Below are 23,384 nucleotides of genomic sequence, written 5' to 3' on the forward strand. Positions count from 1 at the left end.
CACGGGCGCCCACCCAGCTTGCCTTCCTCGATCGTGATCCGTTGCAGGAGTTCGCTCATGGCGCACAACATACTCCGCAGCGGGAGTCGCGCCTAGGTCGCGCTCAAAGCAGCGGCGGGCTGGCTTCGGCGCTGAGCGCCTTGGGTTTGGCGCCGGCCACGATTCCCAGCGCGATCCCCGTGCCCAGCCCGACCATGGCCACGGCCGAGAACAGGCGCAGGCCCAGGCCGAGGGCGACGCCGGCCCCCAACGCTGCGCCCACCAGCCCGACTACGCCGGCCGTCTTCAGTTCGTCTTGCATCGCACAGCTCCAGAATCGCACCTACATTACGGCGATGGCCAAAGATCGTTCCGAACCCCGCTCCGTCCGCTGCCTGATCGTCGGGTCAGGCCCGGCCGGCTACACCGCCGCGGTCTATGCCGCGCGCGCCCTGTTGAACCCCGTGCTGATCCAGGGAATCCAGCCTGGCGGCCAGCTGACCATCACTACCGACGTGGAGAACTACCCGGGCTTCGCCGACGTGATCCAGGGGCCCTGGCTGATGGAGCAGATGCAGGCCCAGGCCGCGCATGTCGGGACGGAGGTCATCAACGACATCGTTTTGAGCGCCGACCTGTCGCAGCGGCCGTTCCGGCTGACCACGGATTCCGGCCAGGTCTGGCTCGCCGAAACCCTGATCATCGCCACCGGGGCGCAGGCCAAGTGGCTGGGCATCCCCTCCGAGCAGAAATTCCAGGGCTTCGGGGTTTCGGCCTGCGCCACCTGCGACGGCTTCTTCTACCGCGGCAAGGAGGTCGTGGTGGTGGGCGGCGGCAACACCGCGGTCGAGGAGGCGCTGTTCCTGACCAACTTCGCCTCGAAGGTCACCGTCGTGCACCGCAAGGATGAGTTCCGCGCCGAGAAGATCCTGCAAGAACGGCTGTTCACCAACCCCAAGATCGACGTGGTCTGGAACGCGGTCGTCGACGAGGTGGTCGGCGCGACCGACCCGATCGGCGTCACCGGCGTGCGGCTGAAGGACGTCACCTCCGGTGAGACCCAGCTGATCGCCTGCGACGGCGTGTTCATCGCCATCGGCCACGCGCCGGCCTCCGAGCTGTTCAAGGGCCAACTCGAGATGGACGCCTCGGGCTACCTGCAGGTGAAGCCGGGCACGGCCTCGACCGCCATCGAGGGCGTCTACGCGGCCGGCGACGTCACCGACGACATCTATCGCCAGGCGGTGACCGCGGCCGGCATGGGCTGCATGGCGGCGCTCGAGGCCGTGCGCTTCCTTGCCGAGGAAGACCACCGCAAGGCCCACCACCCGATCAGCCACCACGAGGCCGAGAAGATCGGCGTCTGGTAAGCTCGGCGGATGATCCGCTACGCCAAGCCTGCCGACCACGCCGCCATCGACGCGGTGCTGCGGGCCGCTTTTGGGCGCGCCGACGAAGGCAGCCTGGTGGGTCGGCTGCGCGCCGACGAGGACGTGATGTTCGAACTCGTCGCCGAGGAGGCCGGCCAAGTCGTGGGCCACGTCCTGCTAAGCCGCCTCTGGGTCGATCGGCGGGAGCTCTATGCGGCCCTGGCGCCCCTGGCCGTGCATCCCGGCCGGCAGAAGGGCGGCCTGGGCTCGGCGCTGGTCCGCGCCAGCCTGGATACCGCGCGCGAGTTCGGCTGCCACGGCGTCCTGGTGCTGGGCGACCCGGCCTACTACGGCCGCTTCGGCTTCTCGGCGGACGCCGCCCGGGAGGTCAGCGCGGCCTACCGCGGGCTGGCCGCCTTCCAGGCGCTGGCGCTGGAGGACGACGGCTTCGCGGGCGCCATGAGCGTCAGCTATCCGGACGCCTTCGCCGGCGCGCCTTCAGGACCGCTATAGGCCCGGCAGGACGGCCGCGCCCTGCGCCTCGGCCTTGGGACCGGGCTTGGCCTGGGCGGGGGCGGGAGCCGGAGCGGAGGGCGACGGGGCGTCCACGCCGCGCTCCATCGTCGCCAGGCTGTCGTTGATGCGCTTCACCTCGTCGGGCGTGGGCTGGCGCCGGGGGGCGTAGAGGGTTCCGAGCACCCGCGTACGCTCGCCGCCGGGCGCTGCGGGATCGACGACGTTGTAGGTGCGCACCTCACCGGCGACCGCCAGCGTGATCTGATGCGCCGCCGCGCCCCGCGGCGAGAGGAGGCCCTGGGTGCGGGCGTCGACGCTGGCCAGCAGTTCCGGCGACAGGTCCGCCTCGCGGCCGGCGTAGCGGCCGCTGAACGCCGGCGGCTCGCCCCAGGGGCCGGTCCAGCGGTAGAAGATGTGCTGGCCGACCTGGGTCATCTTGACGAGCGTCGGGGCCCAATAGGGAAGCACATAGGCCGCGTGATAGTGGGTGGCCGAGCCGACCTCCCTGTCGACGAAGCCCGCGAGCGAACGCCTGGCCACGTCCTGGGCCTGGCGCCAAAGGGCGGCCTGCGGCGCCCACCGGAGCGCCCCGTCGCAGGTGAAGGTGAACTGGCAGCCGGTCGGCCGGGCGGCCCCCTGGTAGACCACGGCGCAGATCGATTTCGGGTAGGCCGGATGGCGGACGCGGTTCAGCACCACCTGGGCCACCGCCTGTTGGCCGCGGACCGGCTCCCGGGCGGCCTCGTAGTAGATCGCCTGGGTCATGCAGTTCAGCGCCCGCGCGCGGTCGTCGGCGTCGGCCTTCAGCACGAAGGGCCGCATCGGCCGGATCGGCAGGCCGGCGAAGGGCCGAAGGCTGTTCACCGCCACGGCGCCCTCCCCTTCCTGGGTCGAAAATCCCAGATCTGGAACCTGACGCAGGTCGAGGTTGGCCCAGCCCAGCGGCCGACCCCAGAGGTCGGGACGGCGAAGGCCGGGATCGTGACGCCGGGCCAGGTCACGGACCGCCGGATCGAAGCCGGCCGTGACTGCAATGAGCGCCGGGTCGGAAAGATCCTGCGCGGCCAGGGCCGGCGCAGCCGACGAAGGCGCATGCTTCGACGCCGGCGCGCAGGCGCTGAGCGCAGCGGCCGCCAGGGCCGTCGCCAGGCCGGCGCGGCGCCATCTGTCGAAGAACCTGCGGATCTCGTCCTCTTCCCTGTCTCGACGCCGTTCGAGCCTGACCTGCGGGCCCTAAGGCCCTCCATGGGCGCAGGTTGGGCCGCAAACGGGCCAAATAATGAACAAGCGGCGCCGGAGCGCGGTTGCGACGTGCCGACGCTGCGACCGATGGACATATCCCTGGTTGCGCCCTGCCGCCAGCACTCCCATTCTGTCGCGGCAGGCGAAGCTTGCCGAGTTCGTGCCGGAGAAGCCTTCGAATGACACCATCCGAATGGCCCCTGCGGTTCATTCCCCGACGTTCGCCGCCCCTGTGGGTGGCCGCCCTGATCACCCTGGCGGCCTTCGCCGCCGCGATGCTGATCCGTGGACTGCTGCTGGGCTTCGACAACGCGACCGGGCTCTCGGCCACCTATTTCCCGGCCTTCATCGTGGCGACGCTCTACGCAGGCCCGCGCTGGGGCTGGGCCTCGCTGGCCGTCGCCATGCTGGCCGGCTATTTCGGCACGACCGCGATCGCGCCGGGAGCGTCCCGCGACGCGGTGATGTTCCAGTTCGCGCTCTCCAGCGCCGCCACGGTGCTGGTCGCCGCGGCCCTGCGCGAGACCCTGTTGCGGCTCGACGAGGCCAAGGCGGCCGAGGCCGAGGTGCAGGCGGACCTGATCGCCACCGAGGCGCGGTTCCGCATCCTGGCGGACAGCGCGCCAGTGCTGATGTGGGTTTCGAGCCTCGACGGCGCCCAGGAATTCGTGAACCGCACCTATCAGGAGTTCCTGGGTCTCGACTTCGAGGCGGCGCTCGGCGTCGACTGGCGCAGCGTGATTCATCCCGACGACAAGCAACGCATCGAAGCCCAGGGGGCCGAGAGCCTGGCCACCAGTGGCGACGTCATCTGGGAGGCGCGATACCGGCGCAGCGACGGCGAGTACCCCTGGATCCGCTCGGTGTCCCAGCGGCGGTACCTGCCGAGCGGCGAGCTCGCCGGCTACATCGGCGTCGGCTACGACATCAGCGACGCCAAGCGGGCTGAAGCCGACCTCAAGCGGATCAACGACCTCCTGGCCGAGCGGGTGGACGCGGCGCTTGCGGAACGCGACCAGGCGGAGGCGGCGCTGCGCCGGGTGCAGAAGATGGAGGCGGTGGGCCAGCTGACCGGCGGGGTCGCCCACGACTTCAACAACCTTTTGACGGTGATCACCGGGGCGCTCGACCTCATCCAGCGCCATCCGGACGACGCGGCCCGGCGCGAGCGGATGATCGAGGCGGCGCAGGGGGCGGCCCGGCGCGGCGAGCGGCTGACCCACCAACTCCTCGCCTTCTCGCGCCGCCAGGCCCTGAAGCCGGAACTGGTCCAGGTCGACGACATCCTGGCCGAGAGTGAGCCCCTGCTGCGCCGGGCCGTCGGCGAGGCGGTGACGCTGGCGGTGTCGCCTGGCGCCCCCGGAGCGGTGAGCCGCGTCGATCCCAGCCAATTCGAGGCCGCGGTGATGAACCTGGTGGTCAACGCCCGCGACGCCACTCCGCCCGGCGGCGGGATACGGGTGGAGACACAGCTCTGCACCCTGAAGGCCGGTGAGGCGGAGGACGCGCCGCCCGGCGAATACCTCTGCGTCTCGGTGCACGACACCGGCGCGGGCATGGACCCGGAGACCGTCGCCCGGGTGTTCGAGCCCTTTTTCACCACCAAGGGGCCAGGCCGCGGCACCGGCCTCGGCCTCAGCCAGGTCTATGGCTTCGCCCGCCAGAGCGGCGGCGCGGCGGTCGTGGAGAGCGCGCCGGGCAAGGGCGCCACGGTGCGGGTCTACCTACCGCTCGCCGACGCGAGGAGTGAAAGCGCGCAGGCCGCGCCCGAGGCGACGGCGCCGCGGCAGGGCCCCACCCGCCGGGTGCTCCTGGTGGAGGACGACGATAGCGTGGGGGAGATGGTCGAGGCCATGCTGACCGACCTCGGCCACGAGGTGCTGCGCGCCGAGGCCGCGGCGCCGGCGCTGTCGATCCTCAAGCGCCGCGAACGGATCGACCTGATGCTCACCGACCTGATCATGCCGGGGGGCATGAACGGCGTGGAGCTGGCGCACCAGGCGGTGGCGCTGCGGCCCGGCCTGCCGGTGATCCTCACCTCCGGCTATACCGGCGAAACCCTGGGCGCGGCGGCCGACGCCCCCTGGCCGCTGCTCGCCAAGCCCTACCCCGCCGAGGCCCTGGCGGCGGTGATCGAGGCGGTGATGGGCAAGGCGCCGGAGGCTGTCTAGCGTGCTGGATTTGAAGTTCGCCACATTCACGCGCCAAACGCTGAGCGAACTTCAAATCCAATAAAGCACACTAGAAACATATACTTGCTAGTGTCCTCATCGATTCCGAAGTTCGCCGAAGGCAGCCGCAAGCGCTTGCGAACTTCGGAATCGGGACACTAGCGATTCCGTGACTTGCGAAAAGCCCGGAGGGGTCTATATGTCGCCTACCGGTTATGCTCGGATTGAGCATAACTGACGCCAGGGAAGGCCCGGAAGGAAAGCGTCCTCTGGCGTCTTTTTAGGCCGAAGAAATGCTCAATTTGAGCATAAGGAGCTTGGCATGGCCGCCGATAGGTTCCAGTTCGCCTTCACGCCCGAGGTCGAGGCGCAGACCGCCCCGGTCTGGGAAAAGGTCAAACGCCACGTCACGCCGATGGAGTGGCGCGGGCGGGCCCCGCTGATCGCGGCGATCAACCGGCTGAAGGCCGAGAAGGACGCGGTGATCCTGGCGCACAACTACATGACGCCGGAGATCTTCCACGGGGTCGGCGACTATGTCGGCGACAGCCTGGGCCTGGCCAAGGAAGCCGCCCGGTCGAAGGCGAAGATGATCGTGCAGGCCGGCGTCCACTTCATGGCCGAGACCTCGAAGATCCTGTCGCCGGAGAAGACCGTGCTGATCCCTGACCTCAGGGCCGGCTGCTCGCTGGCGGCCTCGATCACCGGGGCAGACGTGCGGCTGATCAAGCAGCGCTATCCGGGCGTGCCGGTGGTGACCTACGTCAACACCACCGCCGAGGTGAAGGCGGAGACCGACATCTGCTGCACCAGCGCCAACGCCGTGCAGGTGGTCGAGGAAGCCGCCCGGATGTGGGGCGTCGACCGGGTGATCCTGATCCCCGACGAATTCCTGGCCCGCAACGTCGCGCGCCAGACGGACATCAAGATCATCGCCTGGAAGGGCCGCTGCGAGGTGCACGAGCGCTTCACCGCCGCCGACATCCTGGAGATCAAGGAAGCCTATCCGGACGCCGAGGTGCTGGCCCACCCGGAATGCCCGGCCGAGGTGCTGGCAGTCGCCGACTTCGCGGGCTCGACGGCGGCGATGAACGACTATGTCCTCACCCGCAAACCCAAGCGCGTCGTGCTGATCACCGAATGCTCGATGGCCGACAATGTCGCGGCCGACGCGGTCGACACCGAGTTCGTACGGCCCTGCGTCCTCTGCCCGCACATGCAGCGGATCACGCTGGAGAACATCTACGAAGCGCTGCTGCACGGCCGCCACGAGGTGACGGTCGACCCTGGCGTCGCTGAACGCGCCCGCCTGGCGGTGCAGCGGATGGTCGACCTGCCGCCGCCGGCCAACCCTGCCCGCTACGACCTCGTCAAGGCGCGCCACCACGTCGACGTGGAGCTGATCTGATGCGCCGGCTGGCCCATGACGGGGTCCTGGTGGTGGGCGCGGGCCTGGCGGGGCTCAGCGCCGCCCTGGCCGCCGCGCCGCGCAAGGTGCTGGTGCTGACCGACGCGCCGCTGAACCGGGGCTGCTCGTCGGCCTGGGCGCAGGGCGGGATGGCGGCGGCGCTCGCCGAGGGCGACAGCGCCGCGCAGCACGCGGCGGACACCGTCGCTGCCGGCGCGGGCCTGGTTGATCCGGCCATGGCCCGCATCCTGACCGAGGAAGGCCCGGCGGCAGTGCGCGCGCTGGCCGCGCTCGGTGCGCCGTTCGACCGCACGGTTGAGGGCGGCTTCTCGCAGAGCCTGGAGGCGGCGCACTCGCGGCCTCGCGTGGCGCGGGTGAAGGGCGACCAGGCGGGGGCTGCGATCATGGACGCCGTCGCGGTCGCGGTCCTGGCGGCCCCGCACATCGAGGTCCGGACCGGTCACCGGCTGCGCGGCCTGCTGCAGGACGCCTCGGGCGGTGTGCGCGGAGTCGTCGCCGAGCACGAGGGCGCGCTCGTCGAGATCATCGCGCCGGCGACGATCCTGGCCACCGGCGGCATCGGCGGGCTCTACGCCGTCACCACGACGCCGGCCGAGCTGCGGGGCGAGGGCCTGGGTCTGGCCGCCCTGGCCGGAGCGGTGATCGCCGACCCGGAGTTCGTGCAGTTCCATCCCACCGCCATCGACATCGGCCGCGATCCCGCGCCGCTGGCCACCGAGGCCCTGCGCGGGGAAGGCGCGGTGCTGGTTGATGCGTCCGGCGCGCGGTTCATGGCCCGCTATCACCCTGACGCCGAGCTCGCGCCGCGCGACGTGGTGGCGCGCGCCATCCACGCCGAGCGCGAAGCCGGCCGCGGCGCATTCCTGGACGCCCGCGAGGCGGTGGGCGCGCGCTTCCCCGAGGAATTTCCGGCGGTGTTCGCCGCCTGTCTGGCAGGCGGCCTCGATCCGCGCACCCAACCGATCCCGGTAGCGCCGGCCTGCCATTACCACATGGGCGGGGTCGCCACCGACGCGGACGGGCGCACCTCCCTCCCCGGCCTCTACGCCGCCGGCGAATGCGCCTCGACCGGCGTGCACGGCGCCAACCGCCTGGCGTCCAATTCGCTGCTGGAAGCGGCCGTGTTCGGCGCGCGGGCCGGACGCGCGGCGGCCGGCGGGGCGGAGCCGGAGCCTGGGCGGATGGTCCGCCTGGTCGCGCCGGAGCTTCCCGAACCGGCATTGCAGAGCCTGCGCCACGGGATGAGCCGCGATGCGGGCGTGGTGCGCTCGGCCGAAGGCCTGCAGCGCCTGCTGGAGGAAATCGACGGCCTGGAGGCGATCCACGGGCGCGCCCCCGCGCTCGTCGCGGCGCGGATGGTCGCGGCCTGCGCGCTCGCGAGGACCGAGAGCCGCGGCGGCCATTTCCGCTCCGACGCCGCGGAGGGCGACGCCGTTCCGCGACGGACCTTCGTCCGCTGGTCCGACCTCGTCGGCGCCGACGCCTGGAAGTTCGCCGCCGAATGATCGAGCCCTTGCCCGATCTGCTGATCGCCCCTGTCGTCCGCGCCGCCCTCGCCGAGGACCTCGGCCGGGCCGGCGACGTCACCTCCCAGGCTTGCGTCCCGGCGGACGCTCGGCTGCGCGCCGTGTTCGTCTCGCGCAAGGCCGGCGTGGTCTCCGGCCTGGCCTGCGCGCGCCTGGCGATCGCCGAGCTCGATCCGTCGGCCGATTTCAAATCTGCGGTCGAGGACGGGACCCGCGTCGGCCCGGGCGGCAAACTGGCCTGGGTGGACGCCAACGCGCGCGCCCTGCTGGCCGCCGAGCGCACCGGCCTCAACCTGCTGGGCCGGCTGTCGGGCATCGCCACCTTGACGCGGGCCTATGTGGATGCGGTCGAGGGGAGCGGGGCCGCGATCGTCGACACCCGCAAGACCACGCCCGGCCTGCGCGCCCTGGAGAAGTACGCCGTGCGCTGCGGCGGCGGGGTGAACCACCGCTTCGGTCTCGATGACGCGATCCTGATCAAGGACAACCACATCGCGGCCTGCGGCTCGGTCGGCGAGGCGGTGCGACGCGCGAAGGCCGCGGCCGGCCACCTGATGAAGGTCGAGGTCGAGATCGACGGCCTGGGCCAGCTCGAGGAGGCGCTGAAGTACGGCCCCGACGTGGTGATGCTGGACAACTTCAGCCTCGCGGACCTGGCCGAGGCGGTGCGCCGCGCCGCCGGCCGCGCGGTGCTGGAAGCCTCCGGCGGGGCCAACCTCGAAACCGTGCGCGCCATCGCCGAGACCGGGGTGGACGTGATCAGCGTCGGCGCCCTCACCCACTCGGCCAGCGTGCTCGACATCGGCCTGGACGCGGCCTGAGCCTTAGGAACCGCCCGTGTCCGGGCGCGGTTGACCTCCGGAACCCAGGAGGACGAATCCATGGCTTCGAAAGCTCCACCCATCCCACGCGAGCAACGGCCGCCCCGCGGCCGCGGCAGGGCGAAACTCGACGACGGCAAGCATGACCGCCGCGACCTCCATGACGGGGTCCAGTCGAACGAACCGGGCGACGCAGACGTGAACCTCAAGCTGCAGGGACGCTACGGCGACCGTTACCAGAACGTCGATACGGTGCACTGGAAGGTTCAGGACCGCTGACATCCCCGCCAAGCATCCCAACACCCACCGTTGGGGCGGCCCCGGCTCCAGCCACGAAGACCGCACCAAGCCCGAGCCGCCGAAGTGCGACCCGCGTGCGCCGGGCGAACCCGCCAACACCCCTTTCAGCCAGGTCTCGGGCGGCGGCGGCGAGCGCGACCGTCACCACGGCCATGACGTGAAGGCCAAGCGCGACACGCAAGAGAATTCCCGCCAGCGCGCCAAGCCTTAGGAGGCCCGCCGGCCCTAAGGCGCGTCGGACTTGGCGCTACTGCGGCGAGAGGCGATAGATGACGCCTGCCGGGGCGTCGGTCAGGACATAGATCAGGCCGTCCGGCCCCTGCCGTACGTCGCGGATGCGCTGGTAGATCTGCTTCTCCTTCAACAGCCTTTCCTCGCCCGCGATCCTGTCTCCGTTCAGCGTCAGGCGCACGAGCGCCTGGGCCTGCAGGCCGCCCACGAACAGGCTGCCCTTCCAGGCGGGGAAGCCGTCGCCGGTGTAGAACATCATGGCGGAGGGCGCGATCACCGGGTCCCAGTAGTAGAGCGGCTGCTCGAGACCGGGCTTCTGGGTGATGCCGGCGCCGATCGGCGCGCCGGAATAGTCGATGCCGTAGGTGATCACCGGCCAGCCGTAGTTCCTGCCCTTGGCGGCGATGTCGACCTCGTCGCCGCCCCGAGCGCCGTGCTCGACCTCCCAGAGCGCGCCGGTGCGCGGGTCGATCGCCAGGGCCTCGGGGTTGCGGTGGCCGTAGCTCCAGATCTCCGGCCGGGCCCCGGCCCTGCCGACGAAGGGGTTGCCCGCGGCCGGCCGGCCCTCGGTGTCGATGCGGACGATCTTGCCGAGGTCGCTGCCGAGGTCCTGGGCCTGGGCCATGGACTCGAAGCGGTCGCCGATCGAGACGAACATGGTTCCGTCGGGGGCGAAAGCGATGCGCGAGCCCACGTTCTTGGGATCGGCCTGAGCCGGCTCGGCGCGGAAAATCACCTTGAGGTTGGCGAGCGCCGGGCCATTCAGCTCGGCGCGGGCGACGGCGATGCCGGACATCCCGCCGCCCCGCGGCTCCAGATAGGTCAGGTAGATGCGGCGGTTGGCGGCGAACTTCGGATCAAGCGCCACGTCCAGCAGGCCGCCCTGTTGCTCCGCCACGACGGCGGGGACGCCTGCGATCGGCGCCGACAGCTTGCCGTCCCTGGCCACATAGCGCAGGCGGCCGGGCCGCTCGGTGACGAGTCCGCGGCCATCGGGCAGGAAGGCCAGCGCCCAAGGGTAATCAAGTCCGGTGGCCCACGGCGTTACCGCATAGGCCACGCCCTTGGCGTCCACGGGCGCGCGGGTCTGGCCGGGAAAGGCCGGCCGCTGGCCCTTGCCGTTCGGCGCACGCATCTCGTTGGCGTTGGTGGGCGGCAGCGGCTGAGCGTGGCCCGGAGCCGCGAGCGCCAGGGCGAGACCGGCGGCCACAACCGCCCCCAGCTTGGCGTCCATCACAGTCTCCCGGGTGTCGTTCGCACGACGCCCTGCCTATCGCGTGCTGGGCTCGGTCGGAAGACCGCAGGCTGGCTCACGGCGCCTCTTCGTGGATTTGACACCGGCATGATCCCGCGTCTAGCGTGCGGCCGAAATAATACCTTTCCCTCGGAACCTGCCATGACACGCAAGATCGGCGTCGTGATCTTCCCGGACTTCCAGATCCTGGACGCGACGGGCCCCATCGCGGCGTTCGAGATCGCCGGCCGGATTTCGCGCGACGCCTATTCGCTGGAGGTGCTGGCGGCGGGCGGCGGCCAGGTGGCGAGCTCGTCCGGCGCGCGGCTGGTCGCTCAGCCGCTCGACGAGGCGGCCTACGACACCGTCGTGGTCTCCGGCGGCAACGGAACGCGCAACCTGGCGAACCTGGCGGCGCCGGTGGCCTGGCTGAAGCGCCGCGCGCCCAGCATCCGGCGGACCGCCAGCGTCTGCTCCGGCGCCTATCTGCTCGCGGAAGCCGGCCTGCTGGACGGCAAGCGCGCGACGACGCACTGGAGCCGCTCCGACGACTTCGCCCGGCGCTATCCGAGGATCAGGATGGAGCCCGACCGGATCTTCGTGCGCCAAGGGGAGGTGTGGACCTCGGCCGGCATCACCGCCGGCATCGATCTGGCGCTGGCGCTGATCGAGGACGACCTGGGCGGGGCGGTCGCCAAGCAGACCGCCCAGCAGCTGGTGGTCCACCAGCGCCGGCCCGGCGGCCAGTCGCAGTTCTCGGCGCTGCTCGACATGGGCGGCGTCCATGGGCGGTTCGCCGGCCTGATGGACTGGATGCGCGAGCGGCTCGCCGAGCCGCTCGGCGTCGAGCGCCTGGCGGACCAGGCCGCCATGAGCCCGCGCCACTTCGCCCGCGCCTTCACCGCCGAGACCGGCGTCACCCCCGCCAAGGCGGTCGAGCGCCTGCGCCTGGAGGCCGCCCGGGCGCGGGTCGAGTCCGGCCACGAGCCGATCGACCGGGTCGCCGAGGCCGCGGGCTTCCGCGACCCCGAACGCATGCGCCGGGCCTTCCTGCGGGCCTTCGGGCAACCGCCGCAGGCCCTGCGGCGTGCGGCGCGGGCTTAGGAGACGGCGGCCTCGGCAGCTCGCGACGGGCCGGCGGGCTCGGAGGCCTTGGTCAGGCTGGCGGCCGGCTCGGGCGGCTTCGCAGGCGGTGCGGCCTTGGCGTCCGCCGGAGGCGGCGCAGGCTGCTGCGGCGCGAGGCCGCTGGCCGCCACCGTCGCGTCGGCGGTCTTCTCCAGCACCGCGCTCGCCAGACGGAGGTTCGAGGCCGGGCCCATCGGCAGGCTCGCGAACACCGCGCGATCCTCCGGCTGCAGGGCCGAGGCGTGGGGGTTGAAGCGATAGAAGACGTGCAGGCCGACCTGGGCGACGCGCAGCATCTGCGGCCCCCAGTCGGGCTGGACGCCGGTGGTGTGGAAGTGGGTCGCCTTGCCGATGTCGCCCAGCGCCACGCCGGACAGCGCGCGCTCGGCGATGCGGCGGGCGCGGGTCCAGGCAGCCGCCTCGCGGCTGCGCCGCATGGAGCCGTCGCAGGCGAAGCTGAACTGGCAGCCGTGGGTCGCAGCGCCCTGGAACACCACGCCGCACACGGTCTTGGGGAATTTCGGGTTGGCGACGCGGTTCATCACCACCTGGGCGACGGCCGCCTGGCCACGCGGGGTCTCGCCCCGGGCCTCGAAGTAGACGGCGTCGGTCAGGCAGTCGAGGTCGCGCGCGGGACGAGCCTGCACACGGCGCGCGACGGACCCGGCAGCCGAGTCGCTCGGCGGTCCGGCCGACGCCGATTCCAGCCGCTCCGTTCCGCGCTGCAACATGGTTTCCGGCAAGTCGCCGCCGGCCGCTTCCGCGATCCGCGCGGGCTGGTTGTGGTCGGCGGCAGTGTCAGCCACGCCCGCCAAGAGATAGCTCGCGCCAAGGCCCAGCCCGATGCCGGAGCCAATCAAAGCGGCGCTCAACAGCCCACGCCAATCGGCGCGCGCCTGCGTTCCTGATGTCAAAACGAACGTGTCCTACACGGCGAGGGCGAACTGCCCCCCGACATTGTCGCCGCGATCGCCCCTGCTCTTGCTGGCAGTGACCGCTGGCTGGCCCGCCCCGGGACTCGATGGGGGCAAGCGACGGCAAATGGTGAAGGCTGTATGAACAAATTCGGTCCGCTTGGCAAGTCTATATTGCGCCGCAACATGAAAACACACGCGTCCGGGGAGTTATTCACGTCGGGCGTGAAAGGGTTAAGTGCGGCAGCTCTCCGGCGAACCTCGGCCTATCCGGGAACCGCAAGCGGCGCCGTTCCGTTTGACTGACCGATGTTCCGGGTTTGACCGGACTGGAGAATAACAATGCGCAAGACGCTCAAACTGCTCGTCGTCGCGGGCGCGTTCGCGGGCCTCGCGGCCTGCGGCCACACAACCGAACAGAAGGCCGCCAGCGGCGCGGTCGGAGGCGCGGTCGTCGCCGGCCCGGTCGGCGCGGCGGTCGGCGGCGCGGCCGGCGCCGTGGTGGGCCACATGGAGGACGACTCCAAGAAGCACTAGGACCGGCCTCGTCCGCCGGGAACCTCGCTTACGGCGTAAGCGGTGCTATGGTCTCTCCGAAACGGGAGGCCTCAAGCATGCGCAAGTTCACCCTCGCCGGCGCGGTCGCCATGGCGATGACGATCGCATTCGCCGCCCAGGCCGCGACCCCGGCCGCCAAGCTCCAGGACCGCTTCGCCCAGAACGGCGCGGTGAAGATCCACTACGTCGTCGAAGGCAAGGGGCCGCTGGTGGTGCTGATCCACGGCTTCCCCGACTACTGGGCGACCTGGAAGCCGCTGATGGCGACGCTGAGCGCCGCCGGCTACCGCACCGCGGCGATGGACAACCGCGGCTACAACCTCTCCGGCCAGCCCAAGGGGGAAGCCGCCTACGCCATGCCCAACCTGGTGGGCGACGTGGCCGCGGTGATCGCCGCCGAGGGGCAGAAGGACGCCGTGGTCATCGGCCACGACTGGGGCGCGGCGATCGCCTGGAACGTGGCGATGAGCCGGCCCGAGGTGGTCAACAGGCTGATCATCCTGTCGGTGCCGCACCCGGCCGGCATGGCCCGCGAGCTGGCCACCAACAAGGCCCAGCAAGAAGGCTCAAACTACGCCCGCAACTTCCAGAAGGAAGGCTCCGAGAAGCTGCTGACCGCCGAAGGGCTGGCCGGCTGGGTGAAGGACGCCAAGGAGAAGCCCGGCTACGTCGAGGCCTTCAAGCGCTCCGACTTCGGCGCGATGATGAACTACTACCGCGCCAACTATCCCAAGGGTGTCGGCGACGCCGCCGGCCCGCCGCCGAGCTTCCCGCCGATCAAGGTCCCGGTGCTGATCATCCACGGCATGAAGGACACCGCGCTGAACGCCGCCGGCCACAACGGCGCCTGGGAGCACGTCACCGCCGACACCACCATCCTGATGATCCCCGGCGCCGGCCACTTCGTGCAGCACGACGCCGAAGCCCTGGTGGATCGCACCATCAAGGACTGGCTGAACGCGCGGCGGTGACCAAATCCTCCACCAGCGCGCGTCGCGCGCTGAGGGGTGAGCATCTGAAATCAGGGCGCGTAGCTGGACCTGATCTTCACGCCCCAGTGGCCGTCCTGGCGGGTGATGACGTAGATGGAATCGAAGCCGCCGATCACCGAGCCGTCCTTGCGGTAGCGGGTGAAGCGGGTGTCGATGTGCACCTTGTCGGGGCCGGCGTGGATCACCTCGCGGCGGTCCCAGGCGGAGTGGTCCCATTCGGCCAGCGCGCCGGTGGTGAAGCGCTCGGCCTTCATGTCGCCGGCGTTGAGGATCACCAGCCCTTGGCTGGCCAGCCGCACGCTCGGGAAGTTGAAGGTCGCCTCGAAGGCCGGGATGTCGCGGGCGTTGAACGCGGCCATGAAGGCGTCGAGCACGCCTTGCGCGGCGCGGACGGCTTCGGCGTCGAGGTGGTCTTTGGGCATTCTTTGCTCCGCTGCTCGCCTTGTTGACGAGAACAATGCGTCTTCCCCCGGTACGGGGCAAACCATCCCCAAGAGCGAAGCTCGCGGGTCGATGGGGAAGTGGATCGGCAGAAAAGACTTCCCCCATTGTCGCCCGGCTTCGCCATTGGCGACATTTCCCCCGTACCGGGGGAAGGGAAAAGATGCTGCCAACCCGCTGTCAGCAGCCGGGTTCCGCGGGGTGGCGTTGAGCGGGTAGAAAACCTACCTTGTGGTTCATGGCCCGTTCTCCCTCTTCCGCCGGCGTGGCCGACATGTCGGCGACGTTCGACTACGACGAGAACACCATGCCGCTGCTGTGGAAGCCCCACAGGCCGGCGAGGCCCGACAAGTCCGAGGGCGGGCGCAGGTTCAAGCTGGTCAGCGACTACCAGCCGGCCGGCGACCAGTTGACCGCGATCCCGGAGTTGGTGGCCAACGTCAACCAGCGCGAGCACGACCAGGTGCTGCTGGGCGTCACCGGCTCCGGCAAGACCTTCACCATGGCCAAGGTGATCGAGGAGACCCAGCGCCCGGCGCTGATCCTGGCTCCCAACAAGACGCTGGCCGCCCAGCTCTACAGCGAGTTCAAAAGCTTCTTCCCGGAGAACGCGGTCGAGTTCTTCGTCTCCTACTACGACTACTACCAGCCCGAGGCCTATGTCCCGCGCACCGACACCTACATCGAGAAGGACAGCTCCATAAACGAGCAGATCGACCGCATGCGCCACTCGGCGACGCGGGCGATCCTGGAGCGCGACGACGTGATCGTGGTGGCCTCCGTCTCCTGCATCTACGGCATCGGCTCGGTCGAGACCTACACGGCCATGACCTTCACCCTGGAGCCCGGCCAGCAGCTCGACGAGCGCAAGCTGATGGGCGACCTGGTGGCCCAGCAGTACAAGCGCAACGACCAGGCCTTCGAGCGCGGCACCTTCCGCCGGCGCGGCGACACCATCGAGATCTTCCCGGCCCACTACGAAGACCGCGCCTGGCGGATCAGCCTGTTCGGCGACACCATCGAGACGATCACCGAGTTCGACCCGCTGACCGGCCGCAAGACCGCCGACCTGAAGGGCGTGAAGATCTACGCCAACAGCCACTATGTGACGCCGCGCCCGACGCTCAACCAGGCGATCGGCCAGATCAAGGACGAGCTCAAGGAGCGGCTCGACTGGCTGGTGGCCAACGGCAAGCTCTTGGAAGCCCAGCGGCTGGAGCAGCGCACCACCTTCGACCTGGAGATGATCCAGGCGACCGGCTCCTGCGCCGGCATCGAGAACTACAGCCGCTACCTGACCGGCCGCCGGCAGGGCGAGCCGCCGCCGACCTTCTTCGAATACATCCCGGAAAATGCGCTCTTGTTCGTCGACGAGAGCCACCAGACCGTGCCGCAGATCGGCGGCATGTACCGCGGCGACTACCGGCGCAAGTTCACCCTGGCCGAATACGGCTTCCGCCTGCCCTCGGCGATGGACAACCGCCCGCTCAAGTTCGAGGAGTGGGACGCCATGCGGCCGGACACGGTGCACGTCTCGGCCACCCCCGGCCCCTGGGAGATGGACCGCACCGGCGGCGTCTTCACCGAGCTGGTGATCCGCCCCACCGGCCTCATCGACCCGCCCGTCGAGTTCAAGCCGGTCAGCAAGGACGGCTTCAGCCAGGTGGACGACGTGTTCGACCAGGTGCGCCAGGTCACCGCCCAGGGCTACCGCAGCCTGATCACCGTGCTGACCAAGAAGATGGCCGAGGACCTGACGGAGTACATGCACGAGCAGGGGCTGCGCGTGCGCTACCTGCACTCCGACGTCGACACCCTGGAGCGCATCGAGATCATCCGCGACCTGCGCCTGGGCGCCTTCGACGCGCTGGTCGGCATTAACCTGTTGCGCGAGGGCCTGGACATCCCCGAGTGCGGCCTGGTGGCCATCCTCGACGCCGACAAGGAGGGCTTCCTGCGCTCGGAGACCAGCCTGATCCAGACCATCGGCCGCGCCGCCCGCAACGTCGACGGCCGGGTGATCCTCTACGCCGACAGCGTCACCGGCTCCATGGAACGCGCCATGGCCGAGACCAAGCGGCGGCGCGAGAAGCAGGAGGAGTACAACACCCTCCACGGCATCACCGCCACCAGCATCAAGAGCCGCATCAAGGACATCCTGGCCTCGCCCTACGAGAAGGACCGCGTCACCGTGCCGGTGGGCGTGGCCGAGGCCGGCGGCAAGCCGTTCATGGGCGACAACTTCAAGGCGACGCTGCGCGACCTGGAAGGCCGCATGCGCGCCGCGGCCTCCAACCTGGAATTCGAGGAAGCCGCCCGCCTGCGCGACGAGATCAAGCGCCTGAAGCTGCTGGACCTGGAATTCGCCAACGACGCCCTGACGGCGCCCGGCGAGGCGGTGGACCGGGAGGCGGTGCGGCGGGTGAAGTCCGAGGCGCGGGCGGAGGCGGCGGAGCGGTTTCGCAAAGGCCGGCAGCGGTAGGGGCGGCGCTTTAAGGCCAATCGGCATTCAGCTCTCTATTCCAACGTTCTTCGAGCCCCCTTCCTCCTCGATGGAGGAAGGGCGGGGGATGGTGGTGTGAGCACCGAGGTGATGCAGGGGACTCAGCAGGGCGCCGGCGCCGACTCGCTCCGTCTGCTTGACCGCAGGGGGCACACCACCACCAACCCTCCTCCATCGAGGAGGAGGGCGATGAGCAACGACCGTCGTCCCCGTGAACGTCGATCCGTCCCAGAGCGCGAAGGCGTCTGCGGCGCGCGCCCGCTTACGCGCATTTCGGCATTTGCGTTCGCGTGCAGATTCACTTGTGAAAGAGCGGCAGATGTTGCTATTTTGTTCACGGTGCCGCAAGTTGCCGCGGATGTCCAATTTTTTCGGCCCGGGGGCCGTTTCGCGTATCGAAGGGAGGCCCGATGCCGGTGTTCAAGGTGCTGTGCCGCAAGGACGCCTTCGTCGACTATGTGACCGACGTCGAGGCGGCCAGCGCCGCGGAGGCCACGGCCCTGGCGCGTGACGACCCCGGTTCCTACGAGTGGGAGCGCGACGGCGACCAGGAGTTCGACGCGACCTCCTACATCGCGCTCAACAAGGATGGCTCGGAGATCGCGGGCTCGGAGTGCGGCGACTTCTGACGCCGCAGGCCTCGGCCAGCCTTAAGGATCGCATCACCCCTCACCGTCACACTCCGCCGCATCGCGGGCGACTCGGGCGGCGGCATGCAGGGCGAGGACGACGATTTCGGCCGGCCGCTCGGCTTCGAGGAGGCGCCGGCGCATTTCGAGAGCGCGTTGCAGAAGGCCCGGGTGACGACGGAGCGCTGGGCGCTGAACTGGCTGTTCTGCCCGAACTGCGGCGAGCGCGGGCTCGGCCAGTTCGCCAACAACAGCAAGGTCGCCGACTTCTACTGCGCGGTCTGCCGCGAGGAGTACGAGCTGAAGAGCACTAAGGGCCGGTTCGGGCGCAAGGTGGTCGACGGCGCCTATGGCGCGATGCGCGAGCGCCTGGCGCAGCGCAACAACCCCAACTTCCTGCTGCTGACCTATGACGCCGCCGCGCTGAGCGCCACCGACCTGATGGTCATCCCCAAGCACTTCTTCACGCCCGACATCATCGAGCAGCGCAAACCCCTCGCCGACACCGCCCGCCGCGCCGGCTGGATCGGCTGCAACAACCTCTCCTCGACTTTCGCGAGTGGTTGCTCACCATTCGGAATGATCCAGGCTACCGTTGCGCAATACGGCGTTCCGGCAAGGAAGGGCTCGGACCCTTTCGTTTGGTCGCTCGATCCGAAATCCTCTCTCGAGTGTTTCGCGCCGAGAAAGAGTCCAAACTTCAACTCATCACGCTCGAAGAGCGGGAAGCAGTTCGCGCCGAGTGGTCGAGGGATGGGAACGACTCGAACTATCGTGAGGACTGATCGGCGCAACGCTGACGGCCCCATTATGTCGCTTCGAAGAGCGGTAGGCCTGATTGAGGATGTGATGGGATAGAATTCCGCACCATTTGATGTCGCAATCCGTGCCTCACCACGGTTCTCGCCCATGCGCACCACCCTCACCCTTGACGACGATCTCCTCGCGGACGCTCAGGAGCTCACGGGCCTGAAAGAGACATCCGCCCTGATCCGCGAAGCCCTGGTGGCGCTGATCCAGCGGGAGAGTGCGCGGCGGCTGGCTCGGCTGGGCGGCAGCCAGCTGCAGCTGAAGCCGGTTCGGCGGCGCCGGTCGGGCGTTCGCTGATCCTGGCCGGCATTTCGCTGTGGATGGGCTGGGCCTCGGCTATGTGGACGCGGCCCTGCCGGCTTCGGTGCGGCTGACGCCGGAGGCGACGCTGCGCACCCGCGACCGCAGGCTTCAGGCGGTGGCCGACCGCCTCGCCCCCAGCTGATCCACAGTCTTTCCATTACGGCACAGGTTTTATGTGACTCGGGTCACTTCCCTCTGTGGCCCTGAATCCCCACCTTCGGATTCACCGGTCCCGTTCATGCAGTGGACAGGGAACCTGTGCTGTTTCTGTACGTAACCGAGACAACAGGCCGACCGTCTTTCGAGCGGCTCGTGGTGAGCCGCGGGCGGTAAGAAGAACCTGGGGAAGTCATTTTGAGGCATTACCGTATGTCACCGTCACTCAGCGTGGTCGCCGACAACGACCTGAAGAGCGCCAGAACCGAAACCGTCGCCGAGCGCGTGCGCCGGCTGCAGGCGGAAGCCAAGCAGCTGGCCAAGGACCACGTCCACGCCCTGTCGGCGGCGATCATGCACGCCGAGGCCATCGCGGCCGAGATCGCGGACGGCGGCGACGCCTATCCGCCCGGCATCCGCGACCTGGCCCGCCGCTTCGTCGAAGACGCAGACGCGCGCGTCCAGACCCTGGAAGCCATCGCCGCCCGCCAGTAGCGGCTCCGACCGCGGCCGGCTCGCCCGTGCTGGGGCGGGCGCCGGCCGGCGGCCTTGGGCGTGGGCCTTGACCCGCGCACGGTCCGACGAGGGGCGCTGGTCCCCTCCTCCGTCGAGGATCCTCCGGAGTGGACACCGCGGTTAACCGCGTTTTGTAAGGATAATCACAGCAGAGCTAGTTGCTCCCCCTCTGGGGGAGCTGTCAGCCCCCGGGACCGGCGAAGCCGGCCCGAGGATAAACTCCGCTGACTGAGGGGGTCCCCCGGAGGTCAGCGCTGATTGATGACCGAAGGTTTGAGCGGACCCCCTCCGGCGCTTCGCGCCACCTCCCCCAGAGGGGGAGGAATTGGGGGATTACCCCACCAGGTCCCGGAACTCCTTGCTGCGCTTCAGCCAGGCCGCCGCGTAGCCGCAGATCGGGGTGATGCGCAGGTTGTGGGCGCGGGCGTCGGCGGCGAGCGCGGCCATCAGGCGGCCGGCGGCGCCGGTGCCGCGCAGCGGCGGCGGGGCCTCGACGTGGTCGATGTAGAGGCGGTCGCCCGAACGGCGGTAGTCGGCCCAGGAGGTCATCCCCTGTTCGTCCATCTCGTAGCGGGCGCCGTTGTCGCGGAGGTGGGACATGACCCGGTTCTCCTGTTGCTGGATCGCGGCTAGTGTGCTGGATTTGAAGTTCGCCGCATTCACGGGCCACCCGCCGAGCGATCTTCAAATCCAAATAGCACACTAGAAACATGGACTTGATAGTGTCCTGATCGATTCCGAAGTTCGCCAAAGCCACCCGCAAGCGCTTGCGAACTTCGGAATCGGGACACTAGCGTGCCTCCAAACTGGGCTTTGGATCGGGAGGTTCAAGATGAAACACGCGATCGCGATTTCGGCCGTGGCGCTGCTGGCGCTGATGGCGTGCCAAAAGAAGACAACGACCGAGACGGCGGCGGCGACCGGGACGGCCGCGCCCGCTGCGGCGACCGCGCCCGAGGTCTCGACGGGCCCCTCGACCCCGCCGCCGCGCAAGCCGGGGCTGTGGGCGCAGACCATCTCGACGGCGGGGATGCAGCAGACCACCAAACTCTGTCTCGACGCGGCGACGGAAAAGCAGCTGGCATGGTCGGGCGCTCAGACCGGCAAGCAGACCTGCGCGCAGCAGACGATCACCCCGAGTGCGGGCGGCGGCTGGGCCTTCCACTCGGTCTGCGCCTCACCGTCGGGCGGCACCGTCACCTCGGACGGCATGGCGAGCGGCGACTTCGGCTCGCACTACAAGGTGGAGGCGACCTCGACGACCACCGGCGGGCCGATGCCGCAGGCCAACGGCGTGCACAAGATGTCCCTCGACGCCGCCTGGCAGGGCCCCTGCCCCGCCGACATGAAGCCCGGCGACATGCAACTGCCCGGCGGTGTGAAGATGAACCTGGCCGAGATGGGGACGGGCAAGGGGATGAAGGACGGGAAGTAAGGGGAGCGCTAGTTCCTCCCCCTTTAGGGGAGGTGGCCCGAAGGGCTGGAGGGGGGGCCGCTCAGACAGTTGAGGCCCCCCTCAGTCAGCTGAGTTTATCCTCGGGCCGGCTTCGCCGGTCCCGGGGGCTGACAGCTCCCCCAAGGGGGGAGCAACTGATCAAACCAGCTCCACCGCCATCGCGGTCGCTTCGCCGCCGCCGATGCAGAGGGCGGCGACGCCCTTCTTGCCGCCGCGGGTTTCGAGGGCGCTGAGCAGGGTGGCGAGGATGCGCGCGCCGCTGGCGCCGATGGGGTGGCCGAGCGCGCAGGCGCCGCCGTTGACGTTGAGCTTGGCGCGGTCGATGCCGAGGTCGCGCTCGGCGATCATGGCGACCACGGCGAAGGCCTCGTTGACCTCGAACAGGTCGACGTCGTCGACGCTCCAGCCGGCGCGCTGCAGCACCTTCCGGATGGCGGGGACCGGGGCGGTGGTGAACAGGGCGGGCTCGTGGGCGTGGGCGGCGTGGGCGGCGACGCGGGCGACGATGGTCATGCCGAGCTTCCGGTCGACTCTCTCGCGGGTCATCACCAGGGCCGCGGCGCCGTCGCTGATCGAGCTGGCGTTGGCGGCGGTGATCGCGCCGTCCTTGGCGAAGGCGGGCTTCAGCGTGGGGATCTTGGCGGGATCGGCCTTCATCGGCTGCTCGTCGTCCTCGATCAGCACCGCGCCCTTGCGGGTGACCACCTCGAAGGCGACGATCTCGCGCTTGAAGGCGCCGCTCTCGGTGGCGGCCTTGGCGCGGGTCAGGGAGCCGATGGCGAACTCGTCCATGGCCTCGCGGGTGAACTGGTACTGCCTGGCGGTCTCCTCGGCGAAGGAGCCCATCAGGCGGCCGGGCTCGTAGGCGTCCTCGAGGCCGTCCAGGTACATGTGGTCGAAAGCGGTGTCGTGGCCGATGCGGGCGCCGGCGCGGTGGTTCTTCAGCAGGTACGGCGCGTTGGTCATGCTCTCCATGCCGCCCGCGACGATCACGTCGACGGAGCCGGCGGCCAGCGCGTCGTGCGCCAGGATCGCGGCCTGCATGCCCGAGCCGCACATCTTGTTGACCGTGGTGGCCTCGACGGATTTCGGAAGCCCGGCGCCGATCGCCGCCTGGCGGGCCGGCGCCTGGCCGAGGCCCGCGGACAGCACGCAGCCCATGACGATCTGCTGAACCGCGTCCGGCGCCGCGCCCGAGCGCTCGACCGCGGCGCGCACGGCGGCGGCGCCCAGTTCGGTGGCCTTGACGGGGGCGAAGACACCCTGGAAGCCGCCCATGGGCGTGCGGGCGTAAGAGGCGATGACGACGGGGTCGGAGGCGGTGCTGGTCATGAGGCGGGGATATAGGCGTCCGAAGCGGCGGGTGTCACCCCCGGTGGGCCTTCTCCCCTTGTGGGAGAAGGTGGCCTGCGAAGCAGGTCGGATGTGGGGTCGAAAGCCCTATCCGATCTGATTTCCGTATGGCGCGGAGAGCGGAGCAAAACCCCACATCCGTCACCCTTCGGGCGACACCTTCTCCCACAAGGGGAGAAGGACGCTGCTTAGCTGTGCTTGTGACTGAGCCCCTTCAGCGTCTCGGCGGGCCGCGCTTCCCTGCCGACCTTGCCGCCTTTCTTGGCGGCGGCGTGCAGCTTGGCGGCGGGGATCTTCTCGTCCTTGGGGACGTGCAGGGCCTCGTGCAGGGCGCCCTTCTTCTTGGTGGCGCCGGCGATCCACTTCTTCGAGCTGGCCATGGGGTGTCTCCTTTGCGGAGCTAAACCCCCAAGCGCGCTCAGAGGTTCGCCCGCACCGTGCCGGCGATGAAGCCGCCGCCGAGCACGCGGCTGTCGGCTTCCGGGGCGTAGAGGGCGCAGGCCTGGCCGGGGGCGACGCCTTCTTCCGGGGCGTCGAACACCACCGCGGGCCGGCCGTCGAGGCGGGCCAGGCGGCCGGGCGCCGGCTCGCGGGTGGAGCGGACGCGGGCCAGGACCGGGCGCCCGGCTTCGCAGGCGGCCTCGATGGAGACGGCGTCGCCGACCCAGTTGGTTTCCTTCAGCGTCAGGCTGGCGGTCAGCAGGGCCTCGCGCGGGCCCACCACCACCTGGCGGCTGTCGGCGTCGATGCGCACCACGAACAGCGGATCACCCACGGCGACGTTTAGGCCGCGGCGCTGGCCGATGGTG

The 23,384-nt window shown here is 69.9% G+C and carries 26 protein-coding genes; 17 read left to right on the forward strand and 9 right to left on the reverse strand.

What is annotated here, in order from left to right; genetic code table 11:
- Positions 1-103: 103 nt before the first annotated feature.
- Positions 104-301: a hypothetical protein gene (locus tag JWP28_RS11070; protein WP_299542844.1), complete on the reverse strand. Its 198-nt coding sequence runs from the start codon at positions 299-301 to the stop codon at positions 104-106.
- A 34-nt stretch (positions 302-335) separates the two neighbouring features.
- Between JWP28_RS11070 and trxB the strand changes: the two genes are divergently transcribed.
- Both trxB and JWP28_RS11080 read left to right on the forward strand, forming a co-directional pair.
- Positions 336-1,349: a thioredoxin-disulfide reductase gene (gene trxB, locus JWP28_RS11075; RefSeq protein WP_299542846.1), complete on the forward strand. Its 1,014-nt coding sequence runs from the start codon at positions 336-338 to the stop codon at positions 1,347-1,349.
- Positions 1,350-1,358: 9 nt separating this feature from the next.
- Positions 1,359-1,862, forward strand: a complete 504-nt coding sequence (locus JWP28_RS11080; protein WP_299542848.1) for an N-acetyltransferase — start codon at positions 1,359-1,361, stop codon at positions 1,860-1,862.
- On the opposite strand, the gene JWP28_RS11085 is transcribed toward JWP28_RS11080, so the two are convergent.
- On the reverse strand, positions 1,857-2,735 hold the full coding sequence (locus JWP28_RS11085) for a cell wall hydrolase (RefSeq protein WP_299542850.1): 879 nt from the start codon (positions 2,733-2,735) through the stop codon (positions 1,857-1,859). The genes JWP28_RS11080 and JWP28_RS11085 overlap by 6 nt on opposite strands.
- Positions 2,736-3,286: 551 nt before the next feature.
- On the opposite strand from JWP28_RS11085, the gene JWP28_RS11090 reads away from it, so the two are divergent.
- From JWP28_RS11090 to JWP28_RS11110, 5 genes are all read left to right on the forward strand, one after another.
- A complete protein-coding gene (locus JWP28_RS11090; RefSeq protein WP_299542852.1) occupies positions 3,287-5,278 on the forward strand; it encodes an ATP-binding protein in 1,992 nt (663 codons plus the stop codon).
- Between the two features lie 322 nt (positions 5,279-5,600).
- Positions 5,601-6,686, forward strand: a complete 1,086-nt coding sequence (nadA, locus tag JWP28_RS11095) for a quinolinate synthase NadA (RefSeq protein WP_299542854.1) — start codon at positions 5,601-5,603, stop codon at positions 6,684-6,686.
- A complete protein-coding gene (locus JWP28_RS11100) occupies positions 6,686-8,212 on the forward strand; it encodes an L-aspartate oxidase (RefSeq protein ID WP_299542856.1) in 1,527 nt (508 codons plus the stop codon). Before nadA ends, JWP28_RS11100 begins: the two co-directional genes overlap by 1 nt.
- A complete protein-coding gene (nadC, locus tag JWP28_RS11105) occupies positions 8,209-9,054 on the forward strand; it encodes a carboxylating nicotinate-nucleotide diphosphorylase (RefSeq protein WP_299542858.1) in 846 nt (281 codons plus the stop codon). Before JWP28_RS11100 ends, nadC begins: the two co-directional genes overlap by 4 nt.
- A gap of 60 nt (positions 9,055-9,114) precedes the next feature.
- On the forward strand, positions 9,115-9,333 hold the full coding sequence (locus JWP28_RS11110; RefSeq protein ID WP_299542860.1) for a hypothetical protein: 219 nt from the start codon (positions 9,115-9,117) through the stop codon (positions 9,331-9,333).
- Positions 9,334-9,601: 268 nt separating this feature from the next.
- Here JWP28_RS11110 and JWP28_RS11115 read toward each other — a convergent pair whose 3' ends face one another.
- Positions 9,602-10,819: a PQQ-dependent sugar dehydrogenase gene (locus JWP28_RS11115; RefSeq protein WP_299542862.1), complete on the reverse strand. Its 1,218-nt coding sequence runs from the start codon at positions 10,817-10,819 to the stop codon at positions 9,602-9,604.
- Positions 10,820-10,981: 162 nt separating this feature from the next.
- On the opposite strand from JWP28_RS11115, the gene JWP28_RS11120 reads away from it, so the two are divergent.
- Positions 10,982-11,923 carry a GlxA family transcriptional regulator gene (locus JWP28_RS11120; protein WP_299542863.1) on the forward strand — a complete coding sequence of 314 codons (942 nt, stop codon included), beginning with the start codon at positions 10,982-10,984 and terminating at the stop codon, positions 11,921-11,923.
- Here JWP28_RS11120 and JWP28_RS11125 read toward each other — a convergent pair.
- On the reverse strand, positions 11,920-12,816 hold the full coding sequence (locus JWP28_RS11125; RefSeq protein ID WP_299542864.1) for a cell wall hydrolase: 897 nt from the start codon (positions 12,814-12,816) through the stop codon (positions 11,920-11,922). The genes JWP28_RS11120 and JWP28_RS11125 overlap by 4 nt on opposite strands.
- 384 nt (positions 12,817-13,200) lie before the next feature.
- Between JWP28_RS11125 and JWP28_RS11130 the strand changes: the two genes are divergently transcribed.
- Both JWP28_RS11130 and JWP28_RS11135 read left to right on the forward strand, forming a co-directional pair.
- On the forward strand, positions 13,201-13,395 hold the full coding sequence (locus JWP28_RS11130; protein ID WP_299542866.1) for a hypothetical protein: 195 nt from the start codon (positions 13,201-13,203) through the stop codon (positions 13,393-13,395).
- A gap of 77 nt (positions 13,396-13,472) precedes the next feature.
- Positions 13,473-14,387, forward strand: a complete 915-nt coding sequence (locus tag JWP28_RS11135) for an alpha/beta hydrolase (RefSeq protein ID WP_299542868.1) — start codon at positions 13,473-13,475, stop codon at positions 14,385-14,387.
- Between the two features lie 50 nt (positions 14,388-14,437).
- On the opposite strand, the gene JWP28_RS11140 is transcribed toward JWP28_RS11135, so the two are convergent.
- Positions 14,438-14,830 carry a hypothetical protein gene (locus JWP28_RS11140; protein WP_299542870.1) on the reverse strand — a complete coding sequence of 131 codons (393 nt, stop codon included), beginning with the start codon at positions 14,828-14,830 and terminating at the stop codon, positions 14,438-14,440.
- Positions 14,831-15,087: 257 nt separating this feature from the next.
- On the opposite strand from JWP28_RS11140, the gene uvrB reads away from it, so the two are divergent.
- From uvrB to JWP28_RS11170, 6 genes are all read left to right on the forward strand, one after another.
- Positions 15,088-17,331: an excinuclease ABC subunit UvrB gene (uvrB, locus tag JWP28_RS11145; protein ID WP_299542871.1), complete on the forward strand. Its 2,244-nt coding sequence runs from the start codon at positions 15,088-15,090 to the stop codon at positions 17,329-17,331.
- 431 nt (positions 17,332-17,762) lie between these two features.
- On the forward strand, positions 17,763-17,981 hold the full coding sequence (locus JWP28_RS11150) for a hypothetical protein (protein WP_299542873.1): 219 nt from the start codon (positions 17,763-17,765) through the stop codon (positions 17,979-17,981).
- A gap of 84 nt (positions 17,982-18,065) precedes the next feature.
- Positions 18,066-18,839, forward strand: coding sequence for a DpnI domain-containing protein (locus JWP28_RS11155; protein ID WP_299542875.1), 774 nt, complete (start codon positions 18,066-18,068; stop codon positions 18,837-18,839).
- 51 nt (positions 18,840-18,890) lie between these two features.
- Positions 18,891-19,088: a type II toxin-antitoxin system VapB family antitoxin gene (locus tag JWP28_RS11160; RefSeq protein WP_299542877.1), complete on the forward strand. Its 198-nt coding sequence runs from the start codon at positions 18,891-18,893 to the stop codon at positions 19,086-19,088.
- Positions 19,089-19,107: 19 nt separating this feature from the next.
- Positions 19,108-19,236, forward strand: a complete 129-nt coding sequence (locus JWP28_RS11165; RefSeq protein ID WP_299542879.1) for a hypothetical protein — start codon at positions 19,108-19,110, stop codon at positions 19,234-19,236.
- 227 nt (positions 19,237-19,463) lie between these two features.
- Positions 19,464-19,745, forward strand: coding sequence for a hypothetical protein (locus JWP28_RS11170; RefSeq protein ID WP_299542880.1), 282 nt, complete (start codon positions 19,464-19,466; stop codon positions 19,743-19,745).
- A gap of 354 nt (positions 19,746-20,099) precedes the next feature.
- Here the strand turns inward: JWP28_RS11170 and JWP28_RS11175 are convergent, their stop codons facing one another.
- The gene (locus JWP28_RS11175) at positions 20,100-20,366 is read right to left on the reverse strand and encodes a GNAT family N-acetyltransferase (protein WP_299542881.1); all 267 of its coding nucleotides are present in this window, start codon (positions 20,364-20,366) and stop codon (positions 20,100-20,102) included.
- A gap of 232 nt (positions 20,367-20,598) precedes the next feature.
- Between JWP28_RS11175 and JWP28_RS11180 the strand changes: the two genes are divergently transcribed.
- The gene (locus JWP28_RS11180; protein ID WP_299542883.1) at positions 20,599-21,201 is read left to right on the forward strand and encodes a DUF3617 family protein; all 603 of its coding nucleotides are present in this window, start codon (positions 20,599-20,601) and stop codon (positions 21,199-21,201) included.
- A gap of 159 nt (positions 21,202-21,360) precedes the next feature.
- On the opposite strand, the gene JWP28_RS11185 is transcribed toward JWP28_RS11180, so the two are convergent.
- The 3 genes from JWP28_RS11185 to JWP28_RS11195 all read right to left on the reverse strand — a co-directional run.
- Entirely contained in the window at positions 21,361-22,554 is a 1,194-nt protein-coding gene (locus JWP28_RS11185) for an acetyl-CoA C-acyltransferase (RefSeq protein WP_299542885.1), read from the reverse strand.
- 209 nt (positions 22,555-22,763) lie between these two features.
- The gene (locus JWP28_RS11190) at positions 22,764-22,955 is read right to left on the reverse strand and encodes a hypothetical protein (protein WP_299542886.1); all 192 of its coding nucleotides are present in this window, start codon (positions 22,953-22,955) and stop codon (positions 22,764-22,766) included.
- 38 nt (positions 22,956-22,993) lie between these two features.
- On the reverse strand, positions 22,994-23,384 hold a 391-nt coding region (locus tag JWP28_RS11195; RefSeq protein ID WP_366143806.1), incomplete at its 5' end, for an aminomethyltransferase beta-barrel domain-containing protein.

Origin of the sequence: Phenylobacterium sp. (assembly GCF_028290885.1) — a bacterium.
Taxonomy (GTDB): Bacteria; Pseudomonadota; Alphaproteobacteria; order Caulobacterales; family Caulobacteraceae; genus Phenylobacterium.